Below are 17,236 nucleotides of genomic sequence, written 5' to 3' on the forward strand. Positions count from 1 at the left end.
GTGATTTTAATTTTTAAACTCTCTCTCAAAATGCCCCCACGCCAACTTATAATCCTCCACTCTGTCACACTTATCAAAAGGGGCATGGTAGGTTATTTTTTTGCCTTTGTACAGTTCGCTTTTGGTGATGGTATGCTCATAGGTTTCTCCGGCTTTTAGGTGGCGGATGGTTTCCCATACCGGCCTATCTACACCCACACCTACCAAACCTTTGCTGCAAGTGAATACAATATTGCCTTTGGTATCGTACCAGGTATCATCTTCGTTTTGTTGTAGTACGGGGAACTGCACATTGTAGATGAGTATGAGCTCTTCTAAAGTTAAGCCCAAAGCCATGGCAGTAATAACATCTATCTCTACCAATGCCTGCCTGCGTTCAAACCAATTGCGTAAAGGGGTGCTCCATTGCCAGTAGGGGGTAAGGGTGCTGAAAGGTTTTAACCTTGCATTTTGTTTGCTCCAAGTATCTGCTTTGAAATCCTCTTGCCAACTTTCTTCCCATAAGGGTGCGTAGTATTTATTTAGGCAATTGAGTTGAAGGGTGCGGTTGAATAATTGGGGTTTATATTTCTTATCGATTCCTAATGGAAGGTTAACAATTGTGTCAGGATATAAATTATCTTTAGCAAGGGTTTTAATATAAAAATCAAATGGTACTGATGATGAAATACCTGTTAATTCAATGAGACTTGATTTTTCCTCAAATGAAACTGAAATAACTCCATTCGTATGACTGGTTTTGCCAACAATAAGACTCGGCTGCAATGTCCTTTCTCCACCTAACCAAAGCATTTTGCTAAATGCCACTTTTGGTGATTCAAGCCATGTTTTAAAGCCAACATTATCATTTGTAAAAAAATTACCCTCTGGCAGGTAGTTGGTGGTTTGAGTAAATTCTTCATTGATTACCGTCAAGTCAACGACATCATAATCTTTATTACTTCTTTGAGCATTTCTTGGATTTTTATATATTGGATTTGAAACAAAAAAGTGGGGACCACTAAGTATTAACTCATAATTATTAATATCAGCCGTTTTTAATCCATTCTTTATCTTCTGTTGTTTAATAGCAGTCGTCTCATTCCAACCATCAGTAACATAATAATTACGCATTCCAAGTTTTCCCTCAAAATGACTTAATTTAATTAATACAGAAGATATTTCCTTACTATGTATGCTTACAATTTTTGAAGAAGTAAAATCAAATCCATCTTCAAACAATTTCGAAATGGCTATTAATGTTTCTGAGGTAATATTTACTATTCTATTTAAATGAGGTTTCAGATTCCAAACATATTCGCCTTTTTCTGATTTTATTTTTATACCACCAAGTAAATCTTTACCATCATGTATAAAAGATTGATCAATAGTAGTAGGATGAAAAATGTTAAACAAACTCCGAAATTCTATTTTATCCATTTTACCCCCATAAACATTCACACAAAATATTTCATTGTTATGCACATCTTGGAATAGTTTTAACTCATTTCTAAAGTTAAAATAAAACACTATTCTAGGATAAACATATTGTCTTAGTTTAGCTGCTTTGGGATCTTCAAATATTCCAGGTGGATGAACAAGACCTGCATAACCTTTATAGTTGATTAATAGCAAAGAATTGTTTAATATACATTTGTATAAATTATTTCTTTGCCCAATTAACCAACCATAATTTTGAGCTGAACCAAGAAATTCTTTTGTTGATTCAGACCATATAAACTCCTCTATGTAAGCCTTTTTCAGGAATACATCTTTGTTTAATAAACTATCAGCCATTGACCTAACTTCAGGCGCTGAATAATTTTTTATCACTATTTCGGGATGTTTATCTGACAATACACCTGCCTCGTCCATTTCTATATTGACCTATGGCGGATTCCCTGCTATCAAATCAAACCCCCCTCTTTCCCAAAACACATCTAAAAATTCAAGTTGTGGGTGAAAGAAAAAATATTTGTTGGCCAATTGGGTAATCATAGCCAGGCGTTGGTTGTTGTCGAATAAATCTTTGCGGTTGGTGTATTCTACTACGGCTTCGGTAAACAGTTCACGGTTTGCAGTTTGCAGTTCTTCTGGCAACTGCTTACTGCCAACTGCTAACTCCTCCGGTTCCATAGCTAAACTAAGCTGCACGGTATTGTCAAACAGTTTTTGTTGTCCTTTCTTTACTACTATGCCTTCTAAAGCTGCATTGGTATCCAGCTCCAAAATGGCTGCAATATCCTGCCAGTATTGTTGGCGCTTGGGTAAATCTTTGGCATCGCGCACATCCCAAAACCAAAGGCTGCACCAATAATCCATCACCATCTTTAGTTTAAAGTAGGGTGCATTGTGGCGGTTGCGTTGGTCGGCTAAGCGTTCTTTTTCATCATAGCTCCGTAGGTCAATGGCAGCCTGTTCCGAATTTTTAAGTGCTCCAAATATGTTGTGCCTGTTGGCAGTTTGCAGATTAATGCTCCGCTGAAATCGGTAAAAATCAGCCAATAATTCATCTACTTTATTGCATATTTTCCTGAGTTGTTCTAACTCCGATTTTTTAATGGGCTCGCAAAAATCTTTTCTCCATTTGGTTACTGCTTTGCTTTCGGTGTCGTATTCAGCTTTCAGCATTTTTATGCCGGCACTCGGCACCATGTTTTTATCGGGCAATAGGAAATGGTAAATCTCATCCGGCTTGCGGCCATGCTTTATTTTGTCGTATTCCTTGCTGGGTTTAAACACCAATTGCCGTGGGGCTATATCCCACCATTCTTTTTTTGTTTGCCGGGCTAATGTTATTCCTCTAGCATCTACATCTTCGGCAATATCTTTTTCTTTATACACTCTTAGCCATGCACCCACTACAGCATTACCCACTGCCAGGCGGTTGCTGAAGAAAGGCGTTTCCATGTCCTTGTGTATCACATTCAACCAAAGCGATAGTTTGCCCAGTTCAATGGCTGTGGGGTTTAAATCCACTCCGTAAGTATTGTTGGTGGCTATATAGGCTTTTACTTTTTGCAGTTCCTCCTTAAACAAATCAGGGGCCACCCGTTTGTTCAATTCCTTTTGCCGATAGGTAAGGTATGCTTCTGCCAGTTGGTTTATCATTTCGTTTTGAAAGGCAGCTGCCCCCATTGCTGGTTCCAGTAATTTCAGTTCCAGCAATTCAAAGGCTTTCATTTCACCCCTATCTAATTTTTCCAGAATGGGTTTTAGTGTATATTTTACCGTGCAACGGGTAAGCACTTCAGGAGTATAGTAAGAAGCAGATTTTTGGCGGTCACGGCCACTGAGGCGATAAACGAATGTCCCTTTTTTGGTGATGATATCATGTTCGGCATTGTCTTTCAGAACTTCGTTTTCCTGAAAATCATCTCTACGCATACGAGGCACTAAGTAAGTGCCTTCGTTGGGTGCATCGGCCTTGTGAACTTCTATATAATCCTGTTCAGCATAAAAACCACGGTAAGCCAGTAAACTTTCATATACGCTACCCAACTGATTGATGCCCAGATTAGCATACGAAATTCGGCCTCTTGTGCGGTTGCGTTGTTGTTTGCTCAACGATAGCCTGCAAATAATATCCTGCCATACTTTGTTGCGAAATTTCACTTTGTGCAGGTGATGCAGTTTTGCATTGTTGAACAAGGGAGAATCGATATGCCTTACTGAAAAACTTTTGTTTTTTTTCAGCCGATCTTCTACCTTTACTGACTGGTTATCATAAAATATATTTTTCTCTTTTTCCCTATAGCCAGAACTCAACACATCAAATAACTTGCTCAATGAATCGTGAAAGAAATAACCGTGCAAACTGGTTTCCGAATAGAGTGGCACTTGCTCCAAATCACGGAGCATTTCTAAGGAATAGCCCTTGTTGTATATGGGATCGTTGCTGGGGAGAATGTCTAAATCTTCCCGACTTTCTGCATAAAAGACAAACAGTAAACGGTAAATAATGTTGAGGCAGTCGTCTTTTATTTCCTGTTCAAAAGTGTCATCGGTTTCGTCAAACACTTCCTGCAATACATGCTTTTGAAAATACAAGGCTTCATTAGCCAGTGCCTCCACGGCATGGATGATGCCCTCTTTTAAATCTTTGGTTACTTCATAAGCTGATTTATGGCTGTCTTCATCCAGCTGATCGAGCAATACCATATTGCTTTCAGGTGTCAATGATTCTTTGCTTAACAAAAAATAAAACAAAGCGTAGTAATTGGCATTGCGATTGGCGGTGGCTTCGGTGAATAGTTCCTCCAAATCAAAAACCAGGTAACTGCCTCTGAACCATTTTTCCTGCTCCAGCAGATAGACCATGTTTCCAGCCAGTAGCAGTATGTATTTTGGCCGCAAGTGTGGTTCAAATAAAAACAGTTCGGAGATGGCTTTATTGATCACTACCGGAGATATTTTTAAATGAGCCGGAACCTGAAATACCCTGTCCCATTGGGTACGGTGGTATTTTTGAGGTGGATTGTTTTGGGTTTCATCCTCTACATTGTAGCGTTGCTCAAACAAACCATCCGGGTCGGTATCATCTTCCCTAATCAGGGCCTGCATTTCCATAATCATCAGGTGAACCCGGTCGCCTCTGTGTAAAATGTGTCTTACCGGAATTACTTCATTTTCGGAAAGATGAAATAGGTTGCTGTATTGCGGATTATTGCCATCATAACCTAACGCATTTAATAGAGCAGTATGAAACTGGTGACTTTCATAAATTTTATCCTTAGTACGCAGTTTGTCTTCAATAAACAGTTGTTTAAAGCGAAAGAATTTATCTTTTAATGGAGAAATTTTTTTATTGAAATCTTTAATTTCCTCAGCAGCATAGCCTGTTTTACTCAACACTTTTGCTGTGAAGTCTTCATCAAAGTAATTGGATGAAAAGTATTCGCCTATGTTCTGAATGAATTTGATCATTTTTTAGTTTGCAGTTAACGGTTCACAGTTAGCGGTTTACAGATTTAAGTAATCCTGATAACATTTTCTTTATTTCTTCTATTTGGGCATTGATTCCTTTATAATTCTCTTGGCTTAAATATTTCAATTCGTATGATAGAAGCAATAGATATTCAACTTCGTTTGCAGAGCCGAATGCGATTTGTAAGTATCTGCCAAAGTCTGCTTTAGATTCCCTGCCAGCACCTTCAGCAATATTGGTTGGAATAGAAACGGAAGCTCTTCTTAACTGTGACACTAATCCATATAATTCTTCTTTCGGAAATGCTACTGTAAGCATATAAACTTCCTTAATAAGTATGTGTGCCTTTTCCCAAACTTCTAATTTTTTATAATCTTGCATCCGTTATTCTCTGTTTACTGAAAACTGTATACCGCTAACTGTTAAAAAATACTGCTAATACTTTCAAATAGGCATCACCTTGTAAGGAGGTCATATCTTTATTGTATTGGCTTGTTGAACTAAGTATGGTTTCTATTTCCCGTTTCTTTGAATCTTTTTTCCCTGAAAAAAATGGAGTGATGGTTTTATCACTAAAGTCCAATTCCAATTGTTCCAAGGCGTCGTTTTTCCAATTCGCTAATTTTTGCTCATACTCGTTTAGTTTGGTTTCCATTTTCACTTCCAGTTGTTTTTGTACGGTACTCATATAACTTGTAACGGAAGTCACTGCTTTTACTAATAATTGATGCAATTCAGCTAAATCATTTTCAGAAATATTTTCGGTATGCAAGGTTTCCTGCAACCTGAACTCATTAATGAAATCATTTAGGAGAAACGGTTCTCTGCAAATACTGCCATCATTATTTAACCCAACTACTAAAAAATCAGCCACAACAGGTTGACCTAGATTATTGGACACTTGAGCTTGAAAAATATACCAGCTTGTCTTTGCAGGAAAACGGTTTGATTTGGCAACCAAGGCAACATCCTTGTCCACACTGGCTTCCAGCTTGGTCATGTAGTATTTTACCACTGGATGCAATTCATTCAATATCTGAAACTCTGCCCATTCGCCTTTCTTTTTCCTGGCATCTTCAATGGAGCGTTGCACTAGATCTTTATCGAGTGATAATTTGAACAATTGATTCAATTTGGGTTTAGATTCAGGCGGAAGGTCAAAAAGAATTTGATTCAAATCTTTTGTGTTCAATATTTCGAGATAGCCATCTTGAACCGTTACATCTTGTACATTAATTTGATTGGCAGAAGAAAGCTGCTCAAATAAATCCTTATAGAATTTCGCTTCACTTGGATAAATGGTAAGATTGGTTTCATAAGGATTGGTTGTTATGGTAAGTTCAGTAGTCAATGTATTGAAATCGAAGCCTTTCATTTTCGCTTCCAAATCATCCAAGAAAGTTTCATTCTGGTCCATTATTGCCTCTTCAACCAACTGTTCTTCTTTGCTGGCATCATATAACTTCATTACTGAACCGGCATCGCCTAATGTTTTATAAACAACTTCTTCCTTTTCAGTAAGACGTCTTACAATATGTAAGTCTGTTTTCAAGCCTTTGATATCCGATTCAGCAATGATGTAATGAATGAATGGTGTTTTCTTCTGCCCATATCGGTCAATACGACCATTACGCTGCTCTAATACAATTAAAGACCAGGGAATATCGTAATTGAACATACGATTGCAGTAGAAATGCAAGTTGACACCTTGTGAACCTGCATCAGAGCAAAGCAATAAACGTACGGTGCTATCCTCTTTTCCAAAATCTTCAATGATGGCTTGCTGCTCTGTATCCGGTAAGCCACCATGAAAGAATGCAATGGCTTCTTCTGTGATTTTAAAATCGTTTTGCAGATTTTTTTTCAGATACTCCAGTGTATCAATTCTTTCAGCAAAAATTACATAGCGGTCATTCTTCTTTATACCTGTCCAACCCAATTCCAGTAAAGTATCCTTTAACTTTTTGTATTTGGTATCTGAATGAGTGCCAAGTATTACTTCTAATTTTTTCTTTAGATCATTCAATACTTCCAAATTTTCAGAAGCAAATTGATTCTTAGCTTTTGTTGCATCTACTTTTTCAATTCTTCGCTGAATACTTTCTAATGCTGCCTCTGGCGAAGACATAAATGCTTTAAATATTCCTACCGAAAAAAGAAAATCTTCTTTCGGTTTACCATTCTTTAGTGCGTTTAGTGCATTGAATTTTAGTTCTTGCTGGTATTGTAAAAAATCAGTTTCAGCAGAACTCAGCTTAGCAGAACTCCGAACAATTTTGCGTTCCTGAAAATTTGCCCTTACCGTTTCATCTGTAATATCATTTTTAAACCGTCTTACATAATAAGGCTCAACATGAGATTTGTCGTACTCGCCACTTTTGGGAATGGCGGTAGGCTCTATCATGTTGATGAGGTTGGCAAAGTTTTCTTTTCTACCATTGTGAGGTGTGGCAGAAGTAAGTATCAAAGATTCGCATTTTGTTGTTATCAATTGGGCCAAATCGCCTCGTTGGCTTTTATCATTTGCTACCGTATGGCACTCATCAATAACCACTGCATCCCATCTTGATTTTTCAATGTAGTGCCTGAACTTGGCATTTTTCTTTAAAGTATCAATGGATATGATTGTTTTATCGTAGTATTCAAATGGGTTTTTGTTTGCAGGGAGTTGAGATTTTATCTTGGCAATACCTTCAGAATCCAGCCTAACCAAAGGAATAGCAAAACGATGCCACAGTTCTTGCTGAAACTGAGCAAGAATAGATTTTGGAGCCAGTACCATGATTCGTTTTCCTTTTCCTCTCTTAATTAATTCAGATAGAAAGATACCGACTTCAATTGTTTTACCTAAACCAACGCCATCTGCTATCAATAGTCGTGGACGTGGGAGTTGCAAGGCTTTAAGCGTGGGTGTTAATTGGTATTCTGCCGGATTAATGGCCGCTTTATTTGCAATGGTTATTTTTTCAGAGAATACAGTAGTGTTTCTAATTTGAGTTTCAAGAAAGAGTTTTGTTTTTCGGTAGCCACTGTCATTATCGGCAATTAATTTGGTTTGATTGGGATCAATGGGCTTGATGTCCGAATCAATATTTGAATCGAAAGTAAAATGTTTCCCTTTTACCAATTCACTTATACCCTCCGCTTCTAAAAGCCAAGAGCCATCATAGTTAGCATTGGAGTTTGTAATGATAAAATCTTCACCCCGGGTTGATATACGTTGTCCTATAGTTAGATTCATTTCTTCCTAATTCTTTTCTCAGTTAATTTAAGTGCATTGTAAGCTTCACTTTCTTCATTCAATGTATCCATTAACCTATCGGACAACCATAAGGTCATTAATTCACTTTGGTCAACATCAAGTGTCTTTGCCAATTTCTCAACCTGCAATCTGCTGGCTTTTTTTTCATTCCTTTCCATTTTACTCAGAAAAGACATGTCCACTTCAAGTTCCGAAGCAACTTGACGTAGGAGCAGACCTTTGCGTTCTCTGAAATCACGCACTGCTTCACCGAATGATTTTAACTTGCCTGGCATGGACTTGTCAATTTTGGTCAAATGTATTGCTTATTTTCATGAATTTTGCGCAGCGTTTGGTGAATATTGCTCTTTTAGTTTTGCGAAGGGTTGGTTTGTGTGTTGGGCAAAACCAAATGTGAAAAATTTGCGGCTGGCTAAAATTTTTTTTTAAATGTGCGGTGGGAAAAATTTTAAAACCATTTGGGTCGGCTTGAGTGTCAAGATACAGCGAAAGTGTCACCAGTTTTAATTAGCTGAAAAGCTTGTTCAAGATGTCAAAGTCCGATGGTTAAGTTGTCCGATTGATGGTTGCAGTGTCATCTTTTAGGCTTGCTTGTAACGGTTGGCGGTATGAAATCGTTGGGGATTGCGGGCGACTTTCCTGCCAAGTTACACCGAACTTGATGCGGGGCAGAATGTTTGAATTACCACTGAAACCCTTATTGCATATAGCCTTTGTTGGCAACTGGCGTTCTGTTATCTCAATATAAATCTTGTCTTGATATGCTACTCTTTCCATTCTAAAATAATTTTATTTCAAAGTGTTTTAATTTTTTTAAAAGAAAAGCAGCCAGTCCCTGCTGCTTTTCCTGTTAAACATTCTATTTCTAAGAATGATTAACTCTGCTTGTGTGTGTGCCACCTATGGCGTTAACGGTTGGACTGTTTCAGTTTCATTAATAAACTTCTTGACTTTGTTTAGCATCCAGTTCTTTTCCAAAATCGAAATCTGTCCATGTAGTAAACCAATTACTTCTGGCTTTAATGATGTCGTCTTGAAGTGTCGCATCTGTAACTTTATACAAATTCAATAGTTTCCTTTTTATCGCTCTTATGTCTATATAAGAGTATGCTATTAAATCAAAGAGCAATAAAATCAGTTCGGCTTTTTTTATTCTGAAATCGTAATCAACGCTTTCAAATTTCTCAACTGCTTTTTCAAGCACAAAGGAACGAAGGTTTTTATATCTCACCTTGTCTTTCATGTAAAAAAGTGAAACAACAATAGTGAAATAGTTTAATTCTGATTCGCAACTAAAAACATCTGTGTCCTTTTTTATTCCCAAATAACTTGTAAGAACATCCTCTGTTAGCCAATATTTGTTTCCCAATTCTCCTATAGCAATAAGCAAATAAAGTGTTTCTACTTGTGTATGCTTAACTGATTTATTTTTGTGTAGTGTGAAAATTATGTTGTCGTAAATTTTCTTGAAAACAAGATGCTTGAAGTCAATGCTAAATTTGTCTTTTAAATTGAGAGTTGTTGTTGCTAACCTTAAAACTCTACAAAGTTTAATCGTTGTATTTACTCTTGGGGAAACTAAATACAAAAAGAAAACAAAGTCAAATAATTCAAGCAAGGATTTAATGAATTCCTTCTCGGTATTCTTTTCACGGATAATTTTGAAGTAGGACTTTATCAGCGAACGAAGTTTGCGTTCAATGATTGCGAAAGTGAAATTCAAAATATCTTTGTAATCAATTTTTGATTCAAAGATTATGGTTTTGAATTTTGTAATGAGTTTGTTTGAATCAATGTAGATTTTCCCTTTGTGCTTTATTACTGGCTCTTCAATTCCTTCCTCTTTTACAAATATTTCCTCGAGATGATACGAAAGTGAATCATTCAGAAGGTCAATTATTTTTTGCTTGGCAATTGTGATCTCAGTAATAATGGGCTTGTTGTAATGCTGTGTCTTTGCCTCATTCAAGTAAAGTTTGAATTCTCGTAAACCTAACCTAAAAGCAGTAAGGATTTTTTCTTTAGCTGGTTCTTCATTGTAAAATACAAAGTAGTCGTCAACATATCTGAATATCTCAAAGTCCTTTTTGGAAAACAGTTTTTCTTTTTCAAGTTCTCTCTTAGCGTTATCATCAATCTTTTGCAAAATCAATTCAGCAAATACTCTTGAAAATTCGGGTCCAATTACAATTCCATTAGTTTCGTTGTAATTGAGTTTTTGCATCAAATTATCAAATACATTTCCGAAAGTTTTTTTGGAGTCATTCAAATTCTTTTTCACAACTTTTTTGTCAAGCAAAGCCCAAGTAATGGAGTGGGTGTAAATACTATCAAAGCATTTTGAAATATCGAATTTAAAAAGTCGGTTAAATTTCTTTTCGCAACGGTGATACTGATACGATTCGTAAAACTTATGAATGTTGCTGTATTTTTTATAGACAAAAAATGTTTTTAGGTTTTCATATTCCAAATCATTCTGCTCGACTATTTCATCTGTCAGCTCTGCAAGTTTTTCTAAATGAAGTTGGTCTTTGAAGTAAGTGTATTTCGCAATGCGATAAGGTTTTCTAATTGAGAAAGGGCTGATACTACTGTAATAGAGAATTAAATCCCTGTATTTGTCATAAAACTCAATTACTGCGAGTTGGTTTTTGGGATGAATAATTGTAAGTTCACGGAAATCATTTTCGTTGTGAACTATTTTGTAACCGAAGGGAATAGAATCTCTTTCATCTTCTTTGAAATTTACTTTGCCATCTGCAAAAGGTTTGGATGAATTTATTCCAAACAATAGTTTTACAATTTCTTGGTTGGCTGAAGAGTTATTTTTATTAATGCTAATTTTTTCCCCTTCTAATTTGATTTTACAAGACAACAAGTAAGAATACAAATGCCTGTTTGTAAATGTTACTGGCACTTCAAATGGCAAAATATCAGAAAGAATAACTCTTTCTTTTTTGAATTTTATATATTTTTTCTTCTTTATTCTCACTTTGTCCAGCTTTTCATCATAGTGTTTAATTCAATTGCATTAAATTTTGAAATGCATGTTGGGTCGAAACCTTTTACAAAGGAATTCTTAGGGGGGCTAATCCGATTTGCTAATGCAGCAGGTAAAGCAAATTTTCTAATCAATGTTGCAAAATAACGGTCTAACACATGGAAGTCCGTATTTGTATTTACTAAACTGTTGGTGTAGTAAATTCCTGTTATTACATTTCTTTTATTGTTTACCAATCGGGTGTTGCTCGTTAAAAACTTAATTCTCTTTACGAAAAGTTTTCTTGCTTGCTTCTCATTTCCTTTAGATTGCTTTTCATAGAGAGTAAATGCTTTTGATAGCCGTTCACCGTATCTCTTTTTTTTCTTTTCAGAAATTGTGAGTTTAAGCGGAATGTGCTTGTTAGCATCATAGCCGGAAATAAATTTATAGCCCAAATATTCAATGAAGTAATTCTGCTTTCTGTGTTTGTCCGTTAAGCCAATAATTCTCGTCTTATCTATATCTTCATTCATTGTTAACCCTTCATCAATGAAAATATCTTTGATGGTCTTTTTATAATCACGGGTTGTATTGACAATGTCAGGCATGAAAATCACAATTATGTCGTCAACATACCTTGCGTAATACATGACATTTGGAATGCACTTTATTTTAGCATCAACATCTCTCATGTATAGTTCAGTTAAGTAAGGACTAATACCGATTCCTCTTGGAACTCCTTTTGTTGTTGCTGCTAAAGTTTTATACTCACTTAAAATTTGCTGAATAAATCGTCTTGATAAATGAGTCAGTAAATTTTCATCATATAACTTCTTTAGCAACTTGTCATGTGGAATGCTTTCATAAAATTCTTTTATGTCGGTCTTAACAATGATTTTTGGGAAACTGTCGTCTAGTAAATTTTTCAGTTGACTAATAATTGAGTAGCGGTTTGACTGTTTTACTTTATAAAGTTTTCGGAAATTGTATTGAAGTTGTTTTAATGCCAGAATGTTTTCTAAATTATGAGCGGTTTTGTAAACAGGCTTTGCAGTAATTGTGGTGTCAACCACAATTTGTAGTTTGAAATTTTCAGCAGTAACCGCTGAACTAACAACTGCCAATTTCTCAATTAGCTTTTCTTCCCTTTTAGCTTTTAGTTCTTCTTTTTTATCGTCAATCGCTTCCCTCTCTTTAATGTAATCCTCCTTGGAAAGCCCCTTTGTCCCTAGTATTCTAATATCTGAATTTAAGTCCTTTATTTTTTTATTTATTTCATCAATGTCAGCATAAAATTCTCCTTCAAGGTAAAATCCCTTGCGATTCTCAATATCGAGTATCTTTCTAAAATTTCCTGCTGAAAAGGATTGGTCTAACATTAATTATTCTTCTTTTATTACTGTTGTTTTCAATAGTACTGTTGTCTTTTTACGCTTGTTGCCAACGTTTAATAGGTATGACAAGAATCATACTAATACACCTGAAAACGATTGTATATGTATGACTGAAGGCCTGTTTTTGATATAATCTTAATAAATGGCATTATTTGTAGCTGGATGATGGGCATAGATTTGCAATGAATGGTGGATGGATATATGGGTGTATTTGATAGAGTGTAAAGAAATGCTTTATAGTATGTTTTAGGGTTGCAAGGTAAACAGAAAAGTTAAAGCGGAAGCAATGGTTGGAAAAGAAATATTGGGGATGGGAATTGCGGCTATGAAAAGGGTGCGATTTTTATGGGTTCAAGTTTTCGGTTGTTTATTGGATTTATCGAGGAGGTAGCGGGAGTGGGCGAGTTGGTGAGCGGTGCGATCCTGATCGTCGGAGGAGGAACGGGGGAAAGAATCGGATTTGTATTGAAGGTGGGCGGTGTAGCTTTGGGTTTCGGCAGCCTGGAGGCGATCGGACCAGTGGCGGTGGAACCAGCGTGAAATGACGGTGATGTCGAGGCGGTCGTAAAGCTCGCCGTAATAGCCGGTTTTGGCTTTGCGGAAGACGAAGGCGATGTCGGCAATGGTGAGGTAGGGGAATTCGACGAGGATGACCTCAGCGGCGTCGCGGATCTGGAAGTCGGTCATGCCACGGCCCACATTGAGCGAGGCGCTGAGGTGGATGATCCAGGCCATGATGAGGTTCTTGGCGGTTTCTTCGCCGAGCTTTACTGATAAGCCTCCCAGTGTTGGGGTTTTTGCCTCCCAGATTGCCGGGAAAGTGGTTATGGTTTTAACCAGGGCGGAGCTCGGGAGGAAGGCCTGAATAGACTTCTTCGACAAAGCTTCGGCTAATGCGGGAGGTTCCGGATTTTTGTTTTGGTTCATGGGATGGAAAGATTAGTTCGTCGGTCCAGGATTTGTTGTTGAGAAAAGTCTCGGGGTTTTTGCGGAATTTTTTATCGGGCTGGGTGTGGAGATAGAGCGGGATGTAATCCATGGCGGCCTGGCGGTCGGAATCGGAAAGGGCAAGCCAGCGGCGGCGCAATTTTTCTTTGTTGCCTACTTTTTTGTCGTAGGCGTTCCAGAAATCATCGAACGGGATGTTTATTGGATCGGTGATTTGAACGATAGTGATATTATTATTTTCATTATTTTCTTTCTTTTCATTCTTTACATTCTTGTTTGTTGCCGAATGCGTTTCATTTGCGTGCCGAATGCGTTTCATTTGCGTTTCATTTGCGTTTCGCAGAGGGTTGTAAAGATCATAATTGCAGACAGTTATCTGTGTCGATTTTGTGACGTTTTTGAGACAAATCATATTCATGTTTTGAAACAAATTCAGAACACGCCGAACTCTTGATCTGGACCAATTCCAGCGATTTGCCCAAGTATCATAGCTTTTAATGCACTGTCCACGGTTGCATTGAATAGAATACAAACCAATGATAATTGTTTCTGGTACCGGGTTGTGACGGGCTTCCAATAAAATATCAATCCAGGCTTCGGCCATGCTGAATTTGCGCTTTTGCCGCCAAACAGGGTTTTCCTGAATCTTGCGGTGTAATTTTATCCAGCCGTGATCGGGTGACATGGTGAATTCAGGTTTTAGATTTTTGATTTAGGTTTAAAGAGCATGCTTGTTTTCTCGGGATGGGTCAAATAAGTTATTGTTGGTTTTTCTTGTCCTTTTGTCGTAACAAAAGGACCAAAAATACTTTCCCAAACAAAGCTTCCCCGCGCTCTTGAAAAATGCCGGAAATTCAAGCAAAGTAATGGTTGAATTATGTCAAACTTTTTGGCTTGATCCAAAAAGTTTACAAAAAGATCAAGGCTGTATGGAAAATGCTTGTTTTCTACGGGTCGGGTCTGCCGCGCAATTTTGTTTTCTTGTCCTTTTGTCGTAACAAAAGGACCAAAAATACTTTCCCAAACAAAGCTGCCCCCCGCTCTTGAAAAATGCCGGAAATTCAAGCAAAGTAATGGTTGAAAACAAAGCTGTGCAGTCGCTGGCGTTTCAAGGTAAGTTATGAAGTCAGCTTTGTTTTCTCCCAAACAATCTTCGTTGCCTTTGCTGAATTTCCAGGCATTTTTCAATTCACAGCCAGCGCCGGCCCGCTGTTTGGGAAGGCCGACGCACGGATTGGGGTAATTGAGAGGATTTTTCATTTTATTTTGGATAATTGAACAGGAGAACAATAGAACAATAGAACATTTGAATTTTGGACTATTGAACCATAGAGCCATTGAATGCTGATCTAGTTAGCATTAATGGCGGGAGCGGGAACGAGGGGTGTAGGCGGGGCGGTGGTTTTTGGCGAGGAGCTGGTTGACGTCGGAAAGGCTGTAGTAGATTTTGGAGCCGATCTGGGAGAAGGAAATGCGCTGCTCGTCGCGCCAGGTTTGGGCAGTGCGTTTTGAGATGCCCATTAGGCGGATGAACTCGGCATTGTCGACAAAGGATTCCTTTGGACTGGCTGTAATGCCGTCAATGGTTTTGATGATGTGCTCGACTTTTGCAAGGAGCTCGTTGAACTGATCTTTAGGAATGATGATTGCTTCCATATACTTTTTGGTTTTAAGTGTATGGCGGCAAAGTAAGGTAGGAAATTAAAGTCACACTATCACAAAACAGCCACATGTGGCTCGATTTTTTGTAACAAACAGATATACAGCAATATGCCCTGTGGGCGTTTTGGGGGCTTGTGTGACTTTTGAAAAAGCGGGTTAAATATACACACATGTTACATGGATTCATGTCTTAATGTGCTGATAAACACGATTATAAAAAATTGGGTTGAAAGTGCAAAAGGGAGCAAAAATTGGAAAGCCACATCAATCACATTATTTAATGTGATTTTTAAGGCTTGTAATAGATTAGTATAGAATTATTTACAAAACTGGTTTAAGCAAGAATGTGACTTTTATGTGACTTTTGGGGAAGAATGAGAAAGCTGCTTACGAGCTATTTTATAAAGGAGCAAATAATAGTTTTTTATATTTCCAGTTCATTTTCTGAAATTGGGCGGCTTTCAGGTTTTGAGGGGCTGAGGTAAGTTCGGACGGTGGCAGGGCTGAGGGATGAGCCATCGGCTTCGCAGTAGGAATTGCAGATGTGATCGGTGGCCTGGGTTATAGACCATGGAAGGATAGGCTTACCATTAGGGGCTCTTTTCATCATCAGCTTATAATATACATCGCATAAGACATTAAGGTTTCCGTTGAAGGGCATTTTGTGGCCCTGCTTGTCATTGTTTTTTTTCCGGTTGATTTTTTCGTAAAGTAATTCCTGTTTTTCGAGGCGTTCGATTTCGAGGTTGCATTGGTGATCGAAAGGCTGTTCTTTGGTGCAGATAAAGTCGGGCGGGTTCTGACGATAATCAATGATCTGATCCTGGAGGAGGGCAATTTTTTCTTCGGTGGTTTCCAAGGTGGCGAGGTGGTCCTTTACCTGGGAGAAGGAATATTCTTTTTCGTCGGAGTAGCCGTTGAGTTTGCCGGCTGACTTTTTGGATTTTGGCTGGTTCATTTGCATGGTAAGGCGTTTAAGGCATATTTCGGAAATGAGCTTGGTGTGGCGGTGGTGGAGTGGCCGGGTGTCGAAAAGATCAATGTTGAGCTTGATTAGTTTTTCGAGGGAATTGAGCCAGCGGGATGGGTTTTTAACCTGGCTGCAATGGTAATCGAGAAAAGTGGCGATTTCGGAAAGGCCTATGGTGAAGATCTTCTGGAATAGGTTCTGACAAAATTGGTGGATAGTAAAAGGGCCGCTGATGATGATGGCGAAATCATCAGGAGTGGTTTGAGAGGGTTCGGAAAAAGGGTGTTCAAAGAACTGAACGTGTTGGAGCTTGGGGAAGTGGTCAGCCATAACGGGTTGCATTTAGTGATATGAGAAAAACACAATAGTGATAAAGCTTGAAGCGTAGGAGTGTTAACCCCGTTGTTTGCGGGTTTGGAAGTTGAGACATCTTGTAAAGTTTTGGTTTCTTAGAATGAAAATTTGTGGCATAAAAATACTGAATACAAAAATCACATTTGGGTCAAACCGAGGAAAACGGGAGAATTATTTATCAACATTTCGAGATTGATAAAATCTTGATATAGGGAAGTGGAGAGTCGGAAGTCCGAAGTTGGAAGTCCGAAGTCGGAAGTCGGAAGTCGGGAGACGGGAGTCGGAAGTCGGGAGACGGGAAGATTGTGTATTAATGAGGGGTTAGGATGGCTTTATCAATTAAAAACGTCCATGGCTTTATCGAGTTCTTCGTTTACGATTTTTGCATAAACCTGGGTGGTTTTGATGGAGGCGTGGCCCATGAGTTTTGAAACGTATTCGATACGCATTCCTTTGCGGAGGGCACGGGTTGCCCAGGTGTGGCGGGAGGTGTATTAATTCATTAAAAAGAATATCCGATGCCGAGCTTGATCCAGGGTTCAAACACAAGGCCTTCATCTTCGTCGTTGTAAAGTACCGGAGCCAGGCCGATACTGAAGAACATTGACCTTTTCTGGAAGTTTTCAAACCTGTAGCTTATTGATGGAGAAAATCTCCTGTAAAAGTATTTCTCATCCTCTATATCATTGATTGTTACGCCAACCGCGAAGTTTAAACCGGTTTCCAGATGGTGTTTTTTCCCCAGAAGGTAATATAC

General features: G+C 38.1%; 12 protein-coding genes and 2 pseudogenes. All 14 read right to left on the minus strand.

Going from position 1 to position 17,236, the window contains the following annotated elements; genetic code table 11:
- Window positions 1-6: 6 nt before the first annotated feature.
- Window positions 7-4,905 (minus strand): annotated as a pseudogene (locus IH597_16095) (hypothetical protein).
- A 28-nt stretch (window positions 4,906-4,933) separates the two neighbouring features.
- The gene (locus tag IH597_16100; protein ID MBE0663980.1) at window positions 4,934-5,287 is read right to left on the minus strand and encodes a four helix bundle protein; all 354 of its coding nucleotides are present in this window, start codon (window positions 5,285-5,287) and stop codon (window positions 4,934-4,936) included.
- A 34-nt stretch (window positions 5,288-5,321) separates the two neighbouring features.
- The gene (locus tag IH597_16105) at window positions 5,322-8,147 is read right to left on the minus strand and encodes a DEAD/DEAH box helicase (GenBank protein ID MBE0663981.1); all 2,826 of its coding nucleotides are present in this window, start codon (window positions 8,145-8,147) and stop codon (window positions 5,322-5,324) included.
- Window positions 8,144-8,443 (minus strand): helix-turn-helix transcriptional regulator, encoded by a 300-nt coding sequence (locus IH597_16110; protein ID MBE0663982.1) that lies wholly within the window; start codon window positions 8,441-8,443, stop codon window positions 8,144-8,146. Before IH597_16110 ends, IH597_16105 begins: the two co-directional genes overlap by 4 nt.
- A gap of 271 nt (window positions 8,444-8,714) precedes the next feature.
- On the minus strand, window positions 8,715-8,945 hold the full coding sequence (locus tag IH597_16115; protein ID MBE0663983.1) for a hypothetical protein: 231 nt from the start codon (window positions 8,943-8,945) through the stop codon (window positions 8,715-8,717).
- A gap of 157 nt (window positions 8,946-9,102) precedes the next feature.
- Window positions 9,103-11,154, minus strand: coding sequence for an RNA-directed DNA polymerase (locus IH597_16120; protein MBE0663984.1), 2,052 nt, complete (start codon window positions 11,152-11,154; stop codon window positions 9,103-9,105).
- Window positions 11,155-11,156: 2 nt separating this feature from the next.
- Complete coding sequence (locus tag IH597_16125; GenBank protein MBE0663985.1) at window positions 11,157-12,530, minus strand: hypothetical protein; 1,374 nt, start codon at window positions 12,528-12,530, stop codon at window positions 11,157-11,159.
- A 366-nt stretch (window positions 12,531-12,896) separates the two neighbouring features.
- A complete protein-coding gene (locus IH597_16130; protein ID MBE0663986.1) occupies window positions 12,897-13,472 on the minus strand; it encodes a hypothetical protein in 576 nt (191 codons plus the stop codon).
- Window positions 13,378-13,812: a hypothetical protein gene (locus IH597_16135; protein ID MBE0663987.1), complete on the minus strand. Its 435-nt coding sequence runs from the start codon at window positions 13,810-13,812 to the stop codon at window positions 13,378-13,380. The genes IH597_16130 and IH597_16135 overlap by 95 nt, the downstream gene beginning before the upstream one ends.
- A gap of 380 nt (window positions 13,813-14,192) precedes the next feature.
- Complete coding sequence (locus IH597_16140) at window positions 14,193-14,753, minus strand: hypothetical protein (GenBank protein ID MBE0663988.1); 561 nt, start codon at window positions 14,751-14,753, stop codon at window positions 14,193-14,195.
- 99 nt (window positions 14,754-14,852) lie between these two features.
- On the minus strand, window positions 14,853-15,149 hold the full coding sequence (locus IH597_16145) for a helix-turn-helix domain-containing protein (protein MBE0663989.1): 297 nt from the start codon (window positions 15,147-15,149) through the stop codon (window positions 14,853-14,855).
- Window positions 15,150-15,579: 430 nt separating this feature from the next.
- Window positions 15,580-16,455: a hypothetical protein gene (locus IH597_16150; GenBank protein MBE0663990.1), complete on the minus strand. Its 876-nt coding sequence runs from the start codon at window positions 16,453-16,455 to the stop codon at window positions 15,580-15,582.
- 359 nt (window positions 16,456-16,814) lie between these two features.
- Window positions 16,815-16,964 (minus strand): annotated as a pseudogene (locus IH597_16155) (tyrosine-type recombinase/integrase).
- Between the two features lie 17 nt (window positions 16,965-16,981).
- Window positions 16,982-17,236 (minus strand): hypothetical protein (locus IH597_16160; protein ID MBE0663991.1); only part of this gene is annotated, 255 nt, incomplete at its 5' end.

The organism is Bacteroidales bacterium, assembly GCA_014860575.1.
GTDB lineage: Bacteria > Bacteroidota > Bacteroidia > Bacteroidales > JAAYJT01 > JAAYJT01.

Bases quoted from the DNA above. Each gene is read 5' to 3' on its own strand.
- IH597_16100 (MBE0663980.1), bottom strand. From the start codon at position 5,287: ATGCAAGATTATAAAAAATTAGAAGTTTGGGAAAAGGCACACATACTT.
- IH597_16105 (MBE0663981.1), bottom strand. From the start codon at position 8,147: ATGAATCTAACTATAGGACAACGTATATCAACCCGGGGTGAAGATTTT.
- IH597_16110 (MBE0663982.1), bottom strand. From the start codon at position 8,443: ATGCCAGGCAAGTTAAAATCATTCGGTGAAGCAGTGCGTGATTTCAGA.
- IH597_16115 (MBE0663983.1), bottom strand. From the start codon at position 8,945: ATGGAAAGAGTAGCATATCAAGACAAGATTTATATTGAGATAACAGAA.
- IH597_16125 (MBE0663985.1), bottom strand. From the start codon at position 12,530: ATGTTAGACCAATCCTTTTCAGCAGGAAATTTTAGAAAGATACTCGAT.
- IH597_16130 (MBE0663986.1), bottom strand. From the start codon at position 13,472: ATGAACCAAAACAAAAATCCGGAACCTCCCGCATTAGCCGAAGCTTTG.
- IH597_16135 (MBE0663987.1), bottom strand. From the start codon at position 13,812: ATGAAACGCATTCGGCACGCAAATGAAACGCATTCGGCAACAAACAAG.
- IH597_16140 (MBE0663988.1), bottom strand. From the start codon at position 14,753: ATGAAAAATCCTCTCAATTACCCCAATCCGTGCGTCGGCCTTCCCAAA.
- IH597_16145 (MBE0663989.1), bottom strand. From the start codon at position 15,149: ATGGAAGCAATCATCATTCCTAAAGATCAGTTCAACGAGCTCCTTGCA.
- IH597_16150 (MBE0663990.1), bottom strand. From the start codon at position 16,455: ATGGCTGACCACTTCCCCAAGCTCCAACACGTTCAGTTCTTTGAACAC.